This window comes from Ochrobactrum sp. EDr1-4, assembly GCF_049199085.1.
Classification (GTDB): domain Bacteria; phylum Pseudomonadota; class Alphaproteobacteria; order Rhizobiales; family Rhizobiaceae; genus Brucella.
The window spans coordinates 202,470-218,047 of record NZ_JBLZOF010000001.1 but is presented as its reverse complement, the minus strand read 5'-3'; the positions used below and the strand labels follow the sequence as shown (position 1 = coordinate 218,047).

Genomic DNA, 15,578 nt, shown 5'->3' with positions numbered 1-15,578 from the left:
TCTGAGGGTCAGATTAGCGGAATATGGGAATGTCGCAGGCCGATAAGTCGTTGCAAGATATAAGTGTCGGAACTTTTCTCGCAGCATTGCGTCAGAATTGTCTTGGGATCATCGGCTGCGCAGCTGTCTTGTCTTTGTGTGTATGGACAATCTGCCAGTTTATTACGCCGGACTTTCGGGCCGAGTCCCGTATTGCACTTGAGCCAAAAACAATTTCTTCGGTGTCTGCAAATTATGAGACTCCAGAAGATCAGCAATTATCATCAGACGGAATGAAGGCTCAGGTCGAGTTTTTGACCTCTGGTGAATTGCTAACAGATGTTTCAGAGAAGCTAAATCTCACTGAAAATACTGAATTTAATTCAGTCGATACCAGCATCTGGGCGAGGGCGCTGGCTTATTTGGGTTTGCGAAGCAGTTTAGTTGACTCAACACCCGATGAACGCGTTCTCCAAACTCTGCGCAACGGGTTGCACGTTTACAATGTTCGCGGGACGCACCTCATTGCGGTGCAGTATAGTTCTGCCAACGCCCAAACAGCCGCCGAAGTGGCTAATGCTGTCGCAGATTCCTATATCGCGATGGAAAGTGCGCAGAATAATAAAAATAACGATAGTACGGCCGCTTGGCTTGCGTCAGAAATCGATGATTTGCATGACAAGTTAGGGGCTACTGAGAAAAGATTATCTGATCATCAGGCGGCTAATCGGCTTAGAAGTAGCCAGCCCGACACTGACGACATAGCCACAAAACACTCAGAGGTTTTGGCAGAAATATCCCGATTACGCGCAGAGCGTTCTGCATCTGAAGCAAGCGCCGATATAGTTAGTCAGGCGCTAGCATCCGGTAACATATCGGGAAACCTGCCTGATGGAATGGTACAAGGCACTATGCAGCGGCTTATAGAGTTGCGTCTTGGGCTCAATTCAGAAATTGCCAGCCTTTCTGTTACGTTGCTTGATGGGCATCCGCGTATTAAGTCCCTGAGATCGCAGCTTGTTGATTTAAACAGTCAAATCAACGCTGAGGGGCGTAAGCTTCTCACAAGTCTTAACAGTGCGACCGAGATCGCCCAAACACGTGAGAATGATCTCAATCGAGAGTTGGATCAACTGAATGCGGAACTCGCGCATACTCACGTGCCGCAATTGGAAGCTCAGGCTCTTGAGCAAGAGGCGTCTGCGCAGCGCGAGCTTTTAGACAGCTATCAAAAGCGCTACAGTGAGGCTGGCGCGCTCGCAAATTCCGATGGTATCGCCGCTTTTTCAAAAATATCCACCCGTGCGGATGTGCCGATTAAGCCATATTTTCCAAAAATACTGCCAGTTGTCATCGCAACATTTTTGTTAAGCCTGCTTTTGTTAGCGGTTTCGGTGCTTCTTCGTGAAATGTTCAAACGCCGCTCCCGAATAATGGGAGTGGATGAGAATTTTGTAGTTGCAGAAGAGATTAAAATGCCGGCTATAGGCGCAGCTGGCGACATTGACTCTGCCTCCGCTGTAACAATTAGCGGGCTTAAGAACCGGCGCTGGACATCGCCTCTGAGGGTTCACGAGACAATTGCTACGAAAGAAAGCCTAATCGATATGTCGGAAAACCCGAACAGTGTAAAAGCGGTTGCCGATGGCCTCATTGCTTTAAAATCTAAGCGCATTATTGCGGTTTCACCAGAAGGTGACGACGCTTCGATCGTTACGGTGAAATTGCTGCGTGAACTGGCTGATCGGGGAAGTCGTGTCATCCTCGTCGATATGACCGCTAAAGGCACTTTAGGGCGTGCAATGCTTGACGGAGGTAACCGCTATGGCATTACCGATCTGCTTGCTGGAGAACGCCGTTTTAATGATACCATCCATACTGATCATTACTCTCAAGCACATGTTATGCCGCTTGGGAAAGTCGTTCCGGCAATTGCTATGCGTTCTGCTGATCGACTTCCACACATCATGGATGCTCTTGAAACAGCCTATGATTTTGTTGTCGTCGAATGTGGCCCTTCAAACTCTCAGCAAATAGAGCGCATTTTCGCTAGTTCTGCCGTTGTGATTATGAATATTGTCGATCCGAATGATGATCGCGTGATTACAGCTGCAATGGATATGGATCAAAGCGGCTATCAAGATGTAATTATCCTGATGGATAATCTGAAACCCTCATCCGAATTGGATGACGAAATACCGCAAACAGCAGCCTGATTTTATATTAAAATCAGCATGATCCATCGTTTATTTGAATCTAATTCACAAAGGCGTCGGTGATAGCGCACTTATCAATGACGTTTCTGACGTGGAGGCTGTGCCATCCACCAGATGATCGCCATTGCAGGCAAAACCCAGAGAAGTCCGGTTAGGAAGAAATAGAGCAAATGCACCCATGCCGGTGACTCTGCCAGCTGTGCAACAGCGATTATCGTCGCAAAAACTGCATAGATGATCACAAGGGCTACAAGTAGAAATGTGCCAATGAGTTTCTTCAGCCGAACGGGCATGGTTTTCTCCCTCTTTCCATTTCTCACTAACGCGTGAGGACAAGCAAAGGAAGCGAAAACGCGTCGGCTTGTCGCGTGAAGTCGCGTGAACTTGTCTTGTAACTGCCCCACCTATGCGGCATGTATCCCTCTATACGATACTGAAGGATAAAATGGCATGGTGGCAGTTTCCATTCGACAAGAAGGGCAGGGCGCAAGGAGATCGGCAGAAGACCGTAATCGTCGGCTGATCCGCTATTGGCTCTATGCGGTTTTTGTCGTGTTGATTGCGATTGTCATGGTCGGTGGCGCAACCCGCATGACTGGCTCTGGTCTGTCGATCACCGAATGGAAGCCAATCCATGGTGTTATTCCGCCGCTCAGTCATGCGGAATGGATGGAAGAGTTCGATAAATATCGTAAGATTCCACAATATCAGCAGATCAACAAAGGCATGTCACTGGAAGCTTTCCAGTCGATCTTCTGGTGGGAATGGGCGCATCGTATGCTGGCCCGCTTCGTGGGATTTCTGGTTGCTATTCCGCTCGCCTTTTTCTGGTTGACTGGCCGCCTCAACACAACACTGAAATATCGCATGCTGGGACTGCTGGCATTGGGCGGGTTTCAGGGCGCTATCGGCTGGTGGATGGTTGCATCGGGCCTGAGCGAACGCACAAGCGTCAGTCAGTATCGCCTTGCAATCCATTTGACGACTGCCTGCCTAATTATAACTGCCGTGTTCTATATCGCCCGTGGCTTGGTGAAATATACCGAACGACCCGCAGAGCGCACGATCCAGCGTTTCGCAGGATGGCTGGTCTTTGCGGTGCTTGTGCAGATTTATCTTGGTGGTCTTGTCGCAGGTCTTCATGCCGGTCTGACCTACAACACATGGCCCTTGATGGATGGTGCGATCATACCATCAGATTTGTTTATCCAGTCGCCATGGTGGATCAATCTGTTTGAGAACCCGAAAACCGTGCAGTTCGTGCATCGCATGTTTGCTTATACGGTCGTGGTTTTAGCCATCCTGCATTTGGTGCAGGTCTGGAAACATGCGGCAGGAACCACCCATGCGCGCCGAACAATCGTCCTGCTGGGTCTGATACTGGTACAGGCTGGGATTGGCATCGTGACGCTTCTTATGAGTGTGCCGCTTGATCTCGGCCTCACGCATCAGTTCGTGGCGCTTATGGTGCTTGCTTTTGCCGTAGCCCATTGGCGCGCAACCAAGGGCGCTTATCAGTAAAAAAAGCCCGGCTTCAAGCCGGGCTTTTCATTTCAAAATGAGCTTATTTGCCTAGCATCAGGTTCATGTTCTGAACAGCGGCACCAGATGCACCTTTGCCAAGATTGTCGAGCAGAGCCACGAGATTGACTTGATTGTCGCCTTCGGTGCCGAACACGAACAGCTTCATGCCGTCCTTGCCTGCAAGTTCTTCCGCATCGATGCGCGAAAGTTTGCTGCTTTCTTCAAGCGAAACCACTTCCACAATATCCTGACCTGCATAATGGGCGGTCAGAGCAGCATGAACGTCTTTGAGAGACGGCGTGCCTTCAAGCTCAGTCACAAACAGCGGCACCTGGACGATCATGCCCTGCGGGAAACGACCCACGCTTGGTGCAAAGATCGGGCGACGATCAAGACGTCCATGCAACTGAAGTTCCGGCACATGCTTGTGATGCAGAGACAAGCCGTAAAGGAAGTTATTGGCTGCCAGATGCTCTGGATGGTTCTTGTCTTCCATCTGTGCGATCATCTGCTTACCGCCGCCGGTATAGCCAGAAACTGCATTCACGCTGATCGGGTAATCCGCAGCCAGCAGGCCCGCGTCGCGTAATGGACGTACCAGCGCAATTGCACCTGTCGGATAGCAACCGGGATTGGCAACGAGACGCGCTTCTGCAATTCGCTCACGCTGGCCTTTAGCAAGCTCTGCAAAACCATAGGCCCAGTCTGAATGAATGCGATGTGCTGTCGATGTATCGATAATCCGCGTTGCGTTGTGACCTTCTAGCAGCGCGACAGATTCTTTTGAGGCATCGTCTGGCAGGCAGAGGATCGCGATGTCGGCGGCACGCAGGTAGTCGGCACGCAGGTCCTTGTTGCGGCGCTCGGCTTCCGGGATTGAAATCACTTCAAGATCGTCGCGTTCGGCAAGGCGGGTGCGGATTTGCAGACCGGTTGTGCCGTGTTCGCCGTCGATGAAGATTTTCGGTTTCATGCGCTTTGCCTTTAAATTTCAGAAAGTTACGTCAATTTTCGGAATCAGTTTTTCAGCTGCTTGAATCAATTTCTGAGCAGAACTATCGTCGTCGTGCTTTTTGCTCAGCCAGCAGTCCGAGATAATACATCGCAATAGTTGCTCCAGCGATAGCCGTTATATCAGCATGATCATAAGCAGGTGCAACCTCGACAACATCTGCTCCGACAAAGTTAAGTTCCGTCAGCTTGCGAAGCACGGACAACATTTTTGCTGACGAAGGGCCACCCGCAACAGGTGTTCCGGTACCGGGTGCGAAGGCTGGGTCGAGGCAATCAATATCGAATGTCAGATAGGTCTTTTTGCCTGCGGTGCGCTTGAGAATTTCGTCAGCGATTGCTTGCGCCGACATATCCTCGACTTCGTGACCATAGATGATCTTGATGCCGCAATCTTCTGGTGCGTGGGTGCGAATGCCAATCTGAATCGAATGATCCGGATCGATAATCCCATCGCGAACAGCGCGAGCAACAAATGAGCCATGATCGATGCGCTTGCCATCATCAAACCACGTATCCTGATGTGCATCGAACTGAACGAGTGCCAGCGATCCATATTTTGCTGCGTGAGCTTTGAGCAGGGGCCATGTCACAAAATGATCGCCGCCAAGCGTTAACAGAAATGCATCGGATTTGAGGATTTTCGCGGCTTCCCGCTCGATAGTTGCTGGCGTCTTATAATGATTGCCATAGTCAAGCAGACAATCACCATAGTCGGTAACAGCGAGATTTTCGAACAGGTCACGCTCAAACGGATATTGCGGGTCATTGTCGAAAATGGCAGATGCCCGACGGATTGCTTGTGGCCCAAACCGTGCGCCGGGACGATTAGAGACTGCCGCATCGAACGGAATACCCCAGACAACGGCTTCAGCACCTTTTAGCGACTTACTGTAAAAGCGGCGCATGAATGACAATACACCCGCATGTGTGGGGTCAGTGGCAGCACTTGTCAGGCTGCGTGTAGTGAAAGCATGGTCAATCGTCTTTGAGGGCATTGCCGTCTCCCAGATGGCGTTACAACTCTCATAGCGCTTCAAGACGCAAAATGGGAGATTGCTTTATACAGTTTTCGCATCAAAACCGTAAGCACGTTCTACACGCGCAATGCGAACGCAATAAGTTTCATACCATTGCTGACGACCAAGCTTTTGCGCCACAAGATGATCGACATCGCGCTTCCAACCCCGAATGCTGTCTTCATCCGCCCAGAATGAATTGGTGATGCCAAAGCCTTCTGTATCGCGCGCACTCTCAACACCAATATAGCCGGTCTGTTTTGCTGCGAGCTCCGCCATGCGGTCAGTCATGTCGCCATAGCTGTCATCGTCGCCCGAGCGCTGCGAGGAAAACGAAACAACAAAGTATGGCGGCTGCGGCGTGATGGCGAAGCGTTGCGAAGACATTGACTCATTCCAAATTCATATTCAGGCGATCAATAACAAAAAAGCGGACCCGAAGGCCCGCTTTTCTGTAATTCTAAAGCGATAAATATTAACGCTTCGAGAACTGGAACGAACGGCGAGCCTTAGCCTTACCGTACTTCTTACGTTCAACAACACGGCTATCACGGGTAAGGAAGCCACCCTTCTTAAGAACCGTGCGAAGGCCTGGTTCGTAGTAGGTGAGAGCCTTCGAAATGCCGTGACGAACAGCACCGGCCTGACCGGAAAGACCACCACCGACAACGGTAGCGATGACATCGAACTGACCAGCGCGGTTTGACGCAATGATCGGCTGCTGCAGGATCATCTGCAGAACCGGACGTGCGAAATACGCAGCAAATTCTTTGCCGTTTACAGTGATCTTGCCGGAACCTGGCTTGACCCAAACGCGAGCAATCGCGTCTTTACGCTTGCCGGTCGCATATGAGCGGCCCTGAGCGTCGATCTTCTGGACGTGAACTGGAGCTGCAGCTGAAGCCGATGCTACGCTGCCGAGTTCTTCGAGCGAGTTGAGCTGCTCAGCCATGATTATGCATTCCCTTTGTTCTTGCGGTTCAGCGCGCCAACGTCCAGAGTTTCTGGCTGCTGAGCTTCGTGCTGATGTTCTGCACCTTTGTAAACGCGCAGGTTCTTCATCTGGCGACGGCCAAGAGGACCGCGTGGGATCATGCGCTCGATAGCCTTTTCAAGAACGCGTTCCGGGAAACGGCCTTCGAGAATCTGGCGAGCAGTACGTTCCTTGATGCCACCTGGGTGACCAGTGTGCCAGTAGTAAACCTTGTCGGTGTACTTCTTACCGGTAAGAACAACCTTGTCAGCATTGATGATGATGACATTGTCGCCATCGTCAACGTGTGGGGTGAAGGTTGCTTTATGCTTACCGCGCAGGCGATTGGCGACGAGTGATGCGAGACGACCGACGACGAGACCTTCTGCGTCGATCAGAATCCACTTCTTCACCACTTCGGCTGGCTTCTGAGAAAAAGTTGCCATTGAAGTCTTCCTTGACTAATCCCTGACCTTGCGATCCGGGCTTTTCTTGTTGCTTGTTTGGTTCTGCCTGTCTTGAAGACAGCCGACCGTGAGATCACACGAAAGCGAGCTTTCATATGGTCTGGCCGGGTCGATACACAAACTAAGACAAGCCGTCAAGCACTGTTTTTAGTTCAATCTTTTAAAAACTTAATAAAAACAATAACTTAGATTATAGGTATTATAATACCGTATTTTTTAGCGTGGTGGAATAGAATAAGTTGCGGTCGCATGAGCAATAAGCTCATCTGTTTCACAGCTTATCATGCTTATTTCCATTACCGCGAGACGCTTTCCAAGCTTCAGCATTCTTGCAACCGCTTCCACTGTGCCGGGATCGGCCTTGCGAAGAAAATTGATGTTAAGGTTGGTGGTCACGGCCAGCGCAACCGGCCCGATATGGGCGAGAATTGCTGCATAGGCAGCCACATCTGCAAGCGCAAAGAGCGAAGGGCCGGAAACCGTACCACCGGGACGCAGATGCTTATCATCTGCATGCAGATGCATCGTCGCTGATCCTTTATCAAGAGAGATGATCTCGAAGCTTTCACCAAGCTGCGGAAACTCACGCTTCATGAAGGCTTGCAAGTCTTCAAGGCTCATGACTGGACTTAGGCTCGTGTGGTGTGCGGCGCTGATATTCATGCTCTCTCCCTTATAACAAGGAATAGGGTGAGTGAGGCCGACCTTGCAAGCCCGTCTTGCTGTATGCTTACATCAAATGCCGCAACGCCGCCTATGGAGGAACGATATGCAAATGTCATCGGATAATGAGATTCGCGATATTCTTCGTACAGTCAAAACGATTGCGCTGCTCGGTGCTTCGCCAAAGCTGGAGCGCCCCAGCAATGGCGTGATGAAGTTTTTGCTTGATCGAGGCTATCATGTGATCCCGGTTAATCCGGGGCAGGTGGGAAAGACCATCCACGGGCAACAAGTTGTAGGCCAACTTGGTGATATCGTTGAACCGATTGATATGGTTGACGTGTTCCGCGCTTCGGATGCGCTTCCGGGCATTGTTGACGAAATTCGGGCTCTGAAGAAACGACCAGCAGTTTTGTGGACGCAGCTCGATGTCATCCATGCGGAAGCTGCCCAAACAGCCCGAAACGAAGGGCTCAAGGTTATCATGGATCGCTGTCCGGCTATCGAATATCCACGCCTCATTGGTTGAGTTAAAATTGTAGAATTAATTTCTGCGATTTGAGGTTATCGCGCAAAATCCTCCTTTGCTTTCTGGCAGCCAAAGCCTAACGTCCGCTCATATCATTTGGCATAGGCTGTTAGGAGGAATTCATGTCTAAGCGCTCACCCGGTATCGAAACTTTGGCAATTCACGCGGGCGCAAAGCCCGACCCAACGACGGGTGCGCGTGCCACGCCAATCTATCAGACCACGTCTTTTGTGTTCGATGATGCCGACCATGCAGCGTCTTTGTTTGGCTTGCAGGCTTTTGGCAATATTTATACGCGCATTACGAATCCGACCACTGCCGTATTGGAAGAGCGTATTGCTGCACTCGAAGGCGGCACCGCAGCAGTAGCCACGGCTTCGGGCCATGCCGCGCAGTTGCTGGTATTTCATGCGCTTCTGCAACCAGGCGATAATTTCATTGCTGCACGCCAGCTTTACGGTGGTTCAATCAACCAGTTTGGCCAGTCGTTTAAATCGTTTGGCTGGCAGGTTCGCTGGGCAGACGCAACCAACCCAACCGATTTTGCTAAGCAGATCGACAGCAAGACACGTGCAATCTTCATTGAAAGCTTTGCCAATCCCGGCGGTATTGTTATCGATATCGAAGCCATTGCAGAGATAGCACATAAGCATGGTCTGCCACTGATTGTAGATAACACATTGGCATCACCTTATCTGGTGCGCCCGATTGAGCATGGCGCAGATATTGTCGTGCACTCGCTGACCAAATTCATAGGCGGTCACGGCAATTCGATGGGCGGTATTCTGGTTGACGCTGGCACATTTGATTGGGCGAAGTCGGGCAACTACCCGCTTCTTACCGAGCCGCGGCCTGATTATGCTGGCCTCGAATTGCACAAGACCTTTGGCAATATCTCCTTTGCCATTGCTGCGCGTGTACTTGGCCTACGTGATTTTGGACCGGCTATATCGCCGTTCAACGCGTTTCAGATTCTGACAGGCGTTGAAACGCTGCCGCTGCGTATGCAGCGCCATGTAGATAATGCCTTGAAGGTCGCTACATGGCTGCACGGCCATGAAAAAGTTTCGTGGGTTAATTATGCTGGTCTGCCGCATGATAAATATCATGCGCTTGCTCAGAAATATTCGCCGAAGGGTGCCGGTTCTGTTTTCACCTTCGGGCTGAAGAGCGGTTATGAAGCTGGCGTCAAGTTCGTCAATAGCCTCGAACTGTTCTCGCTACTGGCCAATATTGGCGACACGCGTTCGCTGGTAATTCACCCGGCATCGACCACGCATCGTCAGTTGACCGATGAGCAGAAGGTCGCGGCGGGCGCTGGACCAGATGTTGTGCGCCTGTCGATCGGTATTGAAGATGCCGATGATATTATCGCCGACATTGAACAGGCACTCGCCAAGGTTTGATCGGATGAGTCAGTTTCTTAGCTTTGAGATCAATGGTGTGGAACCAGAAGAAAGCGCTCCTTTACCGGAGCGCGTTCTTTCAGGCGATCCGAGATTCCTGACGTGGAACTTCGAGGAAACTGCCGACGGCAAGCTTTTTGCAGGCATATGGGAAAGCACGCCGGGAAAATGGCGTATCGAATACGATGAATGGGAATATTGTTATATTCTGTCTGGCCGTTCAATTGTGACGGAAGAAGGCGGCGAAAGCCGCGAGATCGTTGCTGGCGACCGTTTTGTTATTCGTCCTGGTTTCAGGGGAACATGGGAAGTTATTGAAACGACCCGCAAGGACTATGTTATCCGCGTTTAACTGGCGTGCAGATATGCCCACTGGGTTGCTGGTGGGCAAACAATCAATCTTGAAAACAACAAAAGTGCAGAGTGACATCATCACATTGCACGTTTTAATTTATAATAATTTCAATGGGGTAAGTGGTGGGCGATGAGAGACTCGAACTCCCGACATCTTCGGTGTAAACGAAGCGCTCTACCAACTGAGCTAATCGCCCGGCTAACTTGTCAGCCGCTGTGAGAGCCGTTTAGGCTGTTCGTTTGGATAGTGCAAGCGCTAAAATTAGAAAAATGCATTTTTTTAGTTCTCCGGCTAAAAAATATGAGCTCGCTGGGGATAACTCGTCTCTAAGCTATAATTGTGCGCACCTGAAATGGGGTGGGTGATGACACAGATCAAAAAATGCGATTCCTTTTTCTGTTTAATTTGAACGCCTTCCGACTGAATACGCAGAGCTGCGGATTCGGCCCTCTATATATAAGGCACGTAAAATCGGCTCTTTTAGAATAAAATTAAAATTCTGCTTTTTTCTTCAGATCACTCGCTTGACACTTGTGAGAGAACACCTTAAACGACCGCTCACACCGAACGGAAACGCCGGTGACTACCCAGCCAAATGGCTGAAAATGAAATGCGCGGGTGTAGCTCAGTTGGTTAGAGTGCCGGCCTGTCACGCCGGAGGTCGCGGGTTCGAGCCCCGTCACTCGCGCCATTTTCATTCAGAAAACAAATCTTAAATTTCTGAAGAAAATGGCGCACCTCGCGAATTTATTTCCTCATGATACACAACGATTGATTATGTCGCCGGATGTATAACAAGCAGCTTTTGCGGGTCGGGCATATTTAATGCACGTGCGGTTTAAGGTTTGAATTGCTTTTCCGAATAACGACATGTGTGAAGAAGAGTTAAAGCGGCGCTGTGGATGCGAATACGCACGCTCTGGTCTCATTAATTCTCGTGCACGAAAGGGCTATTTCGCTTTCCGTTTCCAGGAAAGATACGCCACAGAGAATATTCCGGCCAGAATGACCAGAATGTCGCCGCTGGTGAGCAAATATGTGCTCATATCGCCCTCCTAGAGTTTTGTGCCGATATTCGTTGATATCCTGAACGGCCGGAATTTGATTCCAATCGCCGCCGCAGAACGCAATGACGTCTGAAGCACAATCCTAAAAGCTGCGGTTGAATTGAAGAAGGCAAGCGAACCTACGCCTTGAAGTCTTGGCGCTAATTTATTTTAAGAATCGCAGCAGGGGCGAGGAGATTTTTCTCTCTGTTGCATCATGCCGTCGCAACGGCGGAGTAGGGGAGTTTTGCACTTTATATATATGTGCAAATAGCGCCTCGTATATAAAGTGCGTTTAACCGGGTTTTTATTGGAGAGTTTGCTGGCTTTGGCACATAGCGAACGGCGATGATTGCTAAGTATGAATCAGTGATGCCGACCCAGTTTTCCTGTCAGCGCCAACCAAAATTGTTCTTCACTTCGATCGATCATTTTAAATCGATTGATTCTATTCGCCATAAAATGGCGAAAGATCGTTCGTCTCTATTTCCTCACGAAATTATGATGATTTCGTGCTATATCGGATTTGGGTAGCATATATGGGCTTGCTGATGGTGCTTATGAGGCAACTTGAACGCTCTATACCCGCCTGATCGCGCTGGAGGGCTTGCGCTCGCGTGCATGCTGCGCTAACCGTCCGGCCAATTACTTAGGTTCGCACGGCATGCCCTTGAAGCTGCTTGAGGCGACGAGGTCGCAAGAGATGCAATGTGTCGCATGGTGGTAAGCTCTAAAAAGCTTATTACAGGCGGCGCAGCCTCGTTATTCAAGCCGGATTAAGGATCATGGACGAGCTTTTAAGTTCCTATTTGCCGATTGTCATCTTTCTCGGCATCGCAATGGTAATCGGTGTAGCCCTTCTGGTTGCGCCGTTTCTTGTCGCGTACAGACAGCCAGACCCGGAAAAGCTTTCAGCTTACGAGTGTGGCTTCAATGCCTTTGATGACGCTCGCATGAAATTCGACATCCGTTTCTATCTGGTGTCGATTCTCTTCATCATCTTCGATCTCGAAGTCGCCTTCCTGTTCCCATGGGCTGTGTCCTTTGGTGAAATCGGTTGGTTCGGTTTCCTGTCGATGATGCTTTTCCTTGGTGTTCTGACCATCGGCTTCATCTATGAATGGAAGAAGGGAGCCCTCGAATGGGATTGACCGGCACAAATCAAGCGTCTGGATCGACACTCATTGCTCCGCAGCCAAAAGGCATTCTTGACCCACGCACGGGCAAGCCTGTTGGCTCCGATGACGCGTTTTTCAACGATCTGAACAGCGAACTGTCGGATAAGGGTTTCATCGTCACATCTGCTGACGCTCTTGTTACCTGGGCGCGTACTGGTTCGTTGATGTGGATGACCTTTGGTCTCGCATGTTGCGCTGTGGAAATGATGCACATTTCTATGCCACGCTATGATGCTGAGCGCTTTGGTATCGCACCGCGTGCGTCTCCGCGTCAGTCTGACGTTATGATCGTTGCAGGCACGCTGACCAACAAAATGGCTCCGGCTTTGCGTAAGGTCTACGACCAGATGCCGGAACCACGTTATGTCATTTCGATGGGATCCTGTGCAAACGGCGGCGGGTATTACCACTACTCTTATTCTGTCGTGCGTGGCTGTGACCGTGTTGTTCCGGTCGATATCTATGTGCCGGGCTGTCCTCCGACTGCTGAGGCGCTGCTTTATGGCATTCTTATGCTTCAGAAGAAGATCCGCCGCACAGGTACGATCGAGCGCTAAGCGGACCTCACGGTCTGAATTGTGCAAGAAGGTTTGTTAGAAATCGATCTGTTTTCCCAAGGATGGATCGGGGTCTAAAAAAGGAAGTTAGAGATATGAGCGAAGAAGCTCTTGGTGAACTTTCCGGCTATATCAAGGAACGTCTCGGCGATGCGATCGAAGAGTCGAAGCTGGCCTATGGCGAGCTGACGCTGTCTGTTCCGGTTGAAAGCCTGATTAATGTTCTGACGTTCCTGCGCGATGACGTGCAGTGCCAGTTCATTAATTTGACGGATATTTCCGGCGTTGATTATCCACAGCGCGCCAAGCGTTTTGACGTTGTTTATCAGTTCCTCTCACCACGCCAGAACCTGCGCATTCGTGTGAAGGTTCAGGCTGACGAGGACACGCTGGTTCCTTCTGCTGTGTCGGTTTTTGTAGGCGCTGAGTGGTTTGAGCGCGAAGCTTACGACATGTATGGCATTCTGTTCTCTGGCCACCCTGATCTGCGTCGCATTTTGACCGATTACGGTTTTGAAGGTCATCCGCTGCGCAAAGACTTTCCGACCACTGGTTTCGTTGAAGTTCGCTACAGCGATGAAGCCAAGCGCGTCATTTATGAGCCTGTCATGCTGCGACAGGAATTCCGCAATTTTGACTTTCTCTCGCCATGGGAAGGGACGGATTACGTCCTGCCGGGCGATGAAAAAGCCAAGACGAACTGAGCGACAGGAAGCTAAACATGGCTGAGACTCAGGTCCGCAACTTTAATATTAACTTTGGTCCGCAGCATCCTGCTGCGCACGGTGTTTTGCGTCTTGTTCTTGAACTCGACGGCGAAGTCGTGGAACGCGTTGATCCGCATATCGGTCTGCTGCATCGCGGCACCGAAAAGCTGATGGAAACGAAGACCTATCTTCAGGCTTTGCCTTATCTCGACCGCCTCGACTACGTGGCGCCGATGAATCAGGAACACGCCTATGCACTGGCCGTCGAGCGTCTGCTTGGCATTACCGTGCCGAAGCGTGGTCAGCTGATCCGTGTTCTTTTCTCGGAAATCGGTCGTATTCTGAACCATATTCTAAACGTGACCACGCAGGCCATGGACGTTGGTGCATTGACGCCGCCGCTCTGGGGCTTTGAGGAACGCGAAAAGCTGATGGTGTTCTACGAACGCGCTTGTGGCGCACGTATGCACGCAGCCTATTTCCGTCCGGGTGGTGTTCATCAGGACCTGCCAGATCAGTTGATTGAAGATATTGGCAAATGGATTGATCCGTTTCTTTCCACGACGCTGACAAACCTCGACAATTTGATCACGCCTAACCGTATTTTCAAGCAGCGTAACGTCGATATCGGTGTTGTAACGCTTGAAGACGCATGGGCATGGGGCTTCTCGGGCGTCATGGTCCGCGGTTCGGGTGCAGCATGGGATCTGCGCAAGTCGCAGCCTTATGAATGCTACAACGAAATGGAATTCGATATTCCAATCGGTAAGAACGGTGATTGCTATGACCGTTACCTGATCCGTATGGAAGAAATGCGCCAGTCGGCTCGCATTATGCGCCAGTGCGTTGATCTTTTGCTCGGAAAAGAGCGTGTTGGTCCAGTTTCCAACACCGACAACAAGATTGTGCCGCCAAAGCGCGGCGAGATGAAGCGCTCGATGGAAGCGCTCATCCATCACTTCAAGCTTTACACGGAAGGCTATCACGTGCCTGCCGGTGAAGTTTACGCAGCAGTCGAAGCGCCAAAGGGTGAATTTGGTGTCTTCCTCGTATCGGATGGCTCTAACAAGCCTTACCGCTGCAAGCTGCGCGCGCCGGGCTTTGCCCATCTTCAGGCCATGGATTTTCTGTGTCGCGGTCACATGCTGGCTGACGTTTCGGCAATTCTTGGCTCGCTCGATATTGTGTTTGGTGAGGTTGACCGCTGATGTCCGTTCGCCGTCTCGCAGATGATGCCGTTCAGCCGGCTGGTTTCGCTTTCAACGCAGACAACCAGAGCTGGGCGCACAAGACGATCGCAAAATACCCGGAAGGCCGTCAGCAGTCGGCTGTTATTCCTTTGCTCATGCGTGCGCAGGAGCAGGATGGCTGGGTCACAAAAGCCGCTATCGAACATGTAGCAACCATGCTCGACATGCCGCTGATCCGTGTTCTGGAAGTTGCGACTTTCTATACGCAGTTCCAGCTTAAGCCAGTTGGTACACGCGCGCACATTCAGGTTTGCGGCACCACGCCATGCATGTTGCGTGGTTCGGAAGCCCTGATGGATGTTTGCCGTCATAAAATCCACCACGATCCTTTCGAGCTGAATGCCGAAGGTACGCTGTCGTGGGAAGAAGTTGAGTGTCAGGGCGCTTGCGTCAATGCGCCGATGGTCATGATCTTCAAGGATGCTTATGAAGACCTTACGCCAGAACGTCTTGCTGAAATCATCGATACGTTTGAAGCAGGCAAGGGCGATACTGTTAAGACTGGTCCACAGGACGGACGTATTACGTCTGAACCAATGGGCGGACTGACGGCTCTGACTGAAGATCTGGACTATAAGCAGGTTGGTCTGGAAACCCGTAAGGCATCGGATGCCGCTGTTGCTAAAGCCAAGGCGGAAGCCGAAGCAAAGGCAAAGGCTGAAGCTGAAGCCGCAACCAAAGACGGAAGCAGGTGAGAC

17 protein-coding genes and 2 tRNA genes are annotated in these 15,578 nt (G+C 50.8%); 11 read left to right on the top strand and 8 right to left on the bottom strand.

Going from position 1 to position 15,578, the window contains the following annotated elements; translation table 11 throughout:
- Positions 1-29: 29 nt before the first annotated feature.
- Positions 30-2,195 carry a GumC family protein gene (locus ACOZHT_RS01130; RefSeq protein WP_421565261.1) on the top strand — a complete coding sequence of 722 codons (2,166 nt, stop codon included), beginning with the start codon at positions 30-32 and terminating at the stop codon, positions 2,193-2,195.
- A 74-nt stretch (positions 2,196-2,269) separates the two neighbouring features.
- On the opposite strand, the gene ACOZHT_RS01125 is transcribed toward ACOZHT_RS01130, so the two are convergent.
- Positions 2,270-2,488 carry a DUF2842 domain-containing protein gene (locus ACOZHT_RS01125; protein WP_339508369.1) on the bottom strand — a complete coding sequence of 73 codons (219 nt, stop codon included), beginning with the start codon at positions 2,486-2,488 and terminating at the stop codon, positions 2,270-2,272.
- Between the two features lie 157 nt (positions 2,489-2,645).
- Between ACOZHT_RS01125 and ACOZHT_RS01120 the strand changes: the two genes are divergently transcribed.
- A complete protein-coding gene (locus tag ACOZHT_RS01120) occupies positions 2,646-3,716 on the top strand; it encodes a COX15/CtaA family protein (protein WP_339508370.1) in 1,071 nt (356 codons plus the stop codon).
- A 43-nt stretch (positions 3,717-3,759) separates the two neighbouring features.
- Here ACOZHT_RS01120 and argC read toward each other — a convergent pair whose 3' ends face one another.
- The 6 genes from argC to ACOZHT_RS01090 form a co-directional block, all read right to left on the bottom strand.
- Positions 3,760-4,692, bottom strand: coding sequence for an N-acetyl-gamma-glutamyl-phosphate reductase (gene argC / locus ACOZHT_RS01115; protein ID WP_339508371.1), 933 nt, complete (start codon positions 4,690-4,692; stop codon positions 3,760-3,762).
- 82 nt (positions 4,693-4,774) lie between these two features.
- The gene (speB, locus tag ACOZHT_RS01110) at positions 4,775-5,728 is read right to left on the bottom strand and encodes an agmatinase (RefSeq protein ID WP_339508372.1); all 954 of its coding nucleotides are present in this window, start codon (positions 5,726-5,728) and stop codon (positions 4,775-4,777) included.
- Between the two features lie 63 nt (positions 5,729-5,791).
- Positions 5,792-6,136, bottom strand: a complete 345-nt coding sequence (locus ACOZHT_RS01105; RefSeq protein WP_339508373.1) for an antibiotic biosynthesis monooxygenase — start codon at positions 6,134-6,136, stop codon at positions 5,792-5,794.
- Positions 6,137-6,224: 88 nt separating this feature from the next.
- Positions 6,225-6,701: a 30S ribosomal protein S9 gene (gene rpsI / locus ACOZHT_RS01100; RefSeq protein ID WP_339508374.1), complete on the bottom strand. Its 477-nt coding sequence runs from the start codon at positions 6,699-6,701 to the stop codon at positions 6,225-6,227.
- 2 nt (positions 6,702-6,703) lie between these two features.
- Positions 6,704-7,168 (bottom strand): 50S ribosomal protein L13, encoded by a 465-nt coding sequence (gene rplM, locus ACOZHT_RS01095; protein ID WP_339508375.1) that lies wholly within the window; start codon positions 7,166-7,168, stop codon positions 6,704-6,706.
- A 237-nt stretch (positions 7,169-7,405) separates the two neighbouring features.
- Positions 7,406-7,852 (bottom strand): PaaI family thioesterase, encoded by a 447-nt coding sequence (locus ACOZHT_RS01090; protein ID WP_339508376.1) that lies wholly within the window; start codon positions 7,850-7,852, stop codon positions 7,406-7,408.
- A gap of 106 nt (positions 7,853-7,958) precedes the next feature.
- On the opposite strand from ACOZHT_RS01090, the gene ACOZHT_RS01085 reads away from it, so the two are divergent.
- The 3 genes from ACOZHT_RS01085 (at position 7,959) to ACOZHT_RS01075 (ending at position 10,139) form a co-directional block, all read left to right on the top strand.
- Complete coding sequence (locus ACOZHT_RS01085; RefSeq protein ID WP_339508377.1) at positions 7,959-8,381, top strand: CoA-binding protein; 423 nt, start codon at positions 7,959-7,961, stop codon at positions 8,379-8,381.
- Positions 8,382-8,503: 122 nt separating this feature from the next.
- Complete coding sequence (locus ACOZHT_RS01080; RefSeq protein ID WP_339508378.1) at positions 8,504-9,787, top strand: O-acetylhomoserine aminocarboxypropyltransferase; 1,284 nt, start codon at positions 8,504-8,506, stop codon at positions 9,785-9,787.
- 4 nt (positions 9,788-9,791) lie between these two features.
- Positions 9,792-10,139 (top strand): cupin domain-containing protein, encoded by a 348-nt coding sequence (locus ACOZHT_RS01075; RefSeq protein ID WP_421565260.1) that lies wholly within the window; start codon positions 9,792-9,794, stop codon positions 10,137-10,139.
- Between the two features lie 123 nt (positions 10,140-10,262).
- On the opposite strand, the gene ACOZHT_RS01070 is transcribed toward ACOZHT_RS01075, so the two are convergent.
- A tRNA-Val gene (locus ACOZHT_RS01070) sits at positions 10,263-10,338 on the bottom strand.
- Between the two features lie 418 nt (positions 10,339-10,756).
- Between ACOZHT_RS01070 and ACOZHT_RS01065 the strand changes: the two genes are divergently transcribed.
- From ACOZHT_RS01065 to nuoE, 6 genes are all read left to right on the top strand, one after another.
- Positions 10,757-10,833, top strand: a tRNA-Asp gene (locus ACOZHT_RS01065).
- A 1,140-nt stretch (positions 10,834-11,973) separates the two neighbouring features.
- Positions 11,974-12,339, top strand: a complete 366-nt coding sequence (locus tag ACOZHT_RS01060) for an NADH-quinone oxidoreductase subunit A (protein ID WP_250039644.1) — start codon at positions 11,974-11,976, stop codon at positions 12,337-12,339.
- Positions 12,330-12,923 carry a NuoB/complex I 20 kDa subunit family protein gene (locus ACOZHT_RS01055; protein ID WP_094506958.1) on the top strand — a complete coding sequence of 198 codons (594 nt, stop codon included), beginning with the start codon at positions 12,330-12,332 and terminating at the stop codon, positions 12,921-12,923. The genes ACOZHT_RS01060 and ACOZHT_RS01055 overlap by 10 nt, the downstream gene beginning before the upstream one ends.
- 95 nt (positions 12,924-13,018) lie before the next feature.
- Entirely contained in the window at positions 13,019-13,627 is a 609-nt protein-coding gene (locus ACOZHT_RS01050) for an NADH-quinone oxidoreductase subunit C (protein WP_339508383.1), read from the top strand.
- Positions 13,628-13,644: 17 nt separating this feature from the next.
- The gene (locus ACOZHT_RS01045) at positions 13,645-14,838 is read left to right on the top strand and encodes an NADH-quinone oxidoreductase subunit D (protein ID WP_094506959.1); all 1,194 of its coding nucleotides are present in this window, start codon (positions 13,645-13,647) and stop codon (positions 14,836-14,838) included.
- A complete protein-coding gene (gene nuoE / locus ACOZHT_RS01040) occupies positions 14,838-15,575 on the top strand; it encodes an NADH-quinone oxidoreductase subunit NuoE (protein ID WP_339508385.1) in 738 nt (245 codons plus the stop codon). The genes ACOZHT_RS01045 and nuoE overlap by 1 nt, the downstream gene beginning before the upstream one ends.
- The last annotated feature ends 3 nt before the right edge of the window (positions 15,576-15,578 follow it).

Coding starts and splice junctions, on each gene's coding strand:
- ACOZHT_RS01130 (WP_421565261.1), top strand. CDS start 30: ATGTCGCAGGCCGATAAGTCGTTGCAAGATATAAGTGTCGGAACTTTT.
- ACOZHT_RS01125 (WP_339508369.1), bottom strand. CDS start 2,488: ATGCCCGTTCGGCTGAAGAAACTCATTGGCACATTTCTACTTGTAGCC.
- ACOZHT_RS01120 (WP_339508370.1), top strand. CDS start 2,646: ATGGTGGCAGTTTCCATTCGACAAGAAGGGCAGGGCGCAAGGAGATCG.
- argC (WP_339508371.1), bottom strand. CDS start 4,692: ATGAAACCGAAAATCTTCATCGACGGCGAACACGGCACAACCGGTCTG.
- speB (WP_339508372.1), bottom strand. CDS start 5,728: ATGCCCTCAAAGACGATTGACCATGCTTTCACTACACGCAGCCTGACA.
- ACOZHT_RS01105 (WP_339508373.1), bottom strand. CDS start 6,136: ATGTCTTCGCAACGCTTCGCCATCACGCCGCAGCCGCCATACTTTGTT.
- rpsI (WP_339508374.1), bottom strand. CDS start 6,701: ATGGCTGAGCAGCTCAACTCGCTCGAAGAACTCGGCAGCGTAGCATCG.
- rplM (WP_339508375.1), bottom strand. CDS start 7,168: ATGGCAACTTTTTCTCAGAAGCCAGCCGAAGTGGTGAAGAAGTGGATT.
- ACOZHT_RS01090 (WP_339508376.1), bottom strand. CDS start 7,852: ATGAATATCAGCGCCGCACACCACACGAGCCTAAGTCCAGTCATGAGC.
- ACOZHT_RS01085 (WP_339508377.1), top strand. CDS start 7,959: ATGCAAATGTCATCGGATAATGAGATTCGCGATATTCTTCGTACAGTC.
- ACOZHT_RS01080 (WP_339508378.1), top strand. CDS start 8,504: ATGTCTAAGCGCTCACCCGGTATCGAAACTTTGGCAATTCACGCGGGC.
- ACOZHT_RS01075 (WP_421565260.1), top strand. CDS start 9,792: ATGAGTCAGTTTCTTAGCTTTGAGATCAATGGTGTGGAACCAGAAGAA.
- ACOZHT_RS01060 (WP_250039644.1), top strand. CDS start 11,974: ATGGACGAGCTTTTAAGTTCCTATTTGCCGATTGTCATCTTTCTCGGC.
- ACOZHT_RS01055 (WP_094506958.1), top strand. CDS start 12,330: ATGGGATTGACCGGCACAAATCAAGCGTCTGGATCGACACTCATTGCT.
- ACOZHT_RS01050 (WP_339508383.1), top strand. CDS start 13,019: ATGAGCGAAGAAGCTCTTGGTGAACTTTCCGGCTATATCAAGGAACGT.
- ACOZHT_RS01045 (WP_094506959.1), top strand. CDS start 13,645: ATGGCTGAGACTCAGGTCCGCAACTTTAATATTAACTTTGGTCCGCAG.
- nuoE (WP_339508385.1), top strand. CDS start 14,838: ATGTCCGTTCGCCGTCTCGCAGATGATGCCGTTCAGCCGGCTGGTTTC.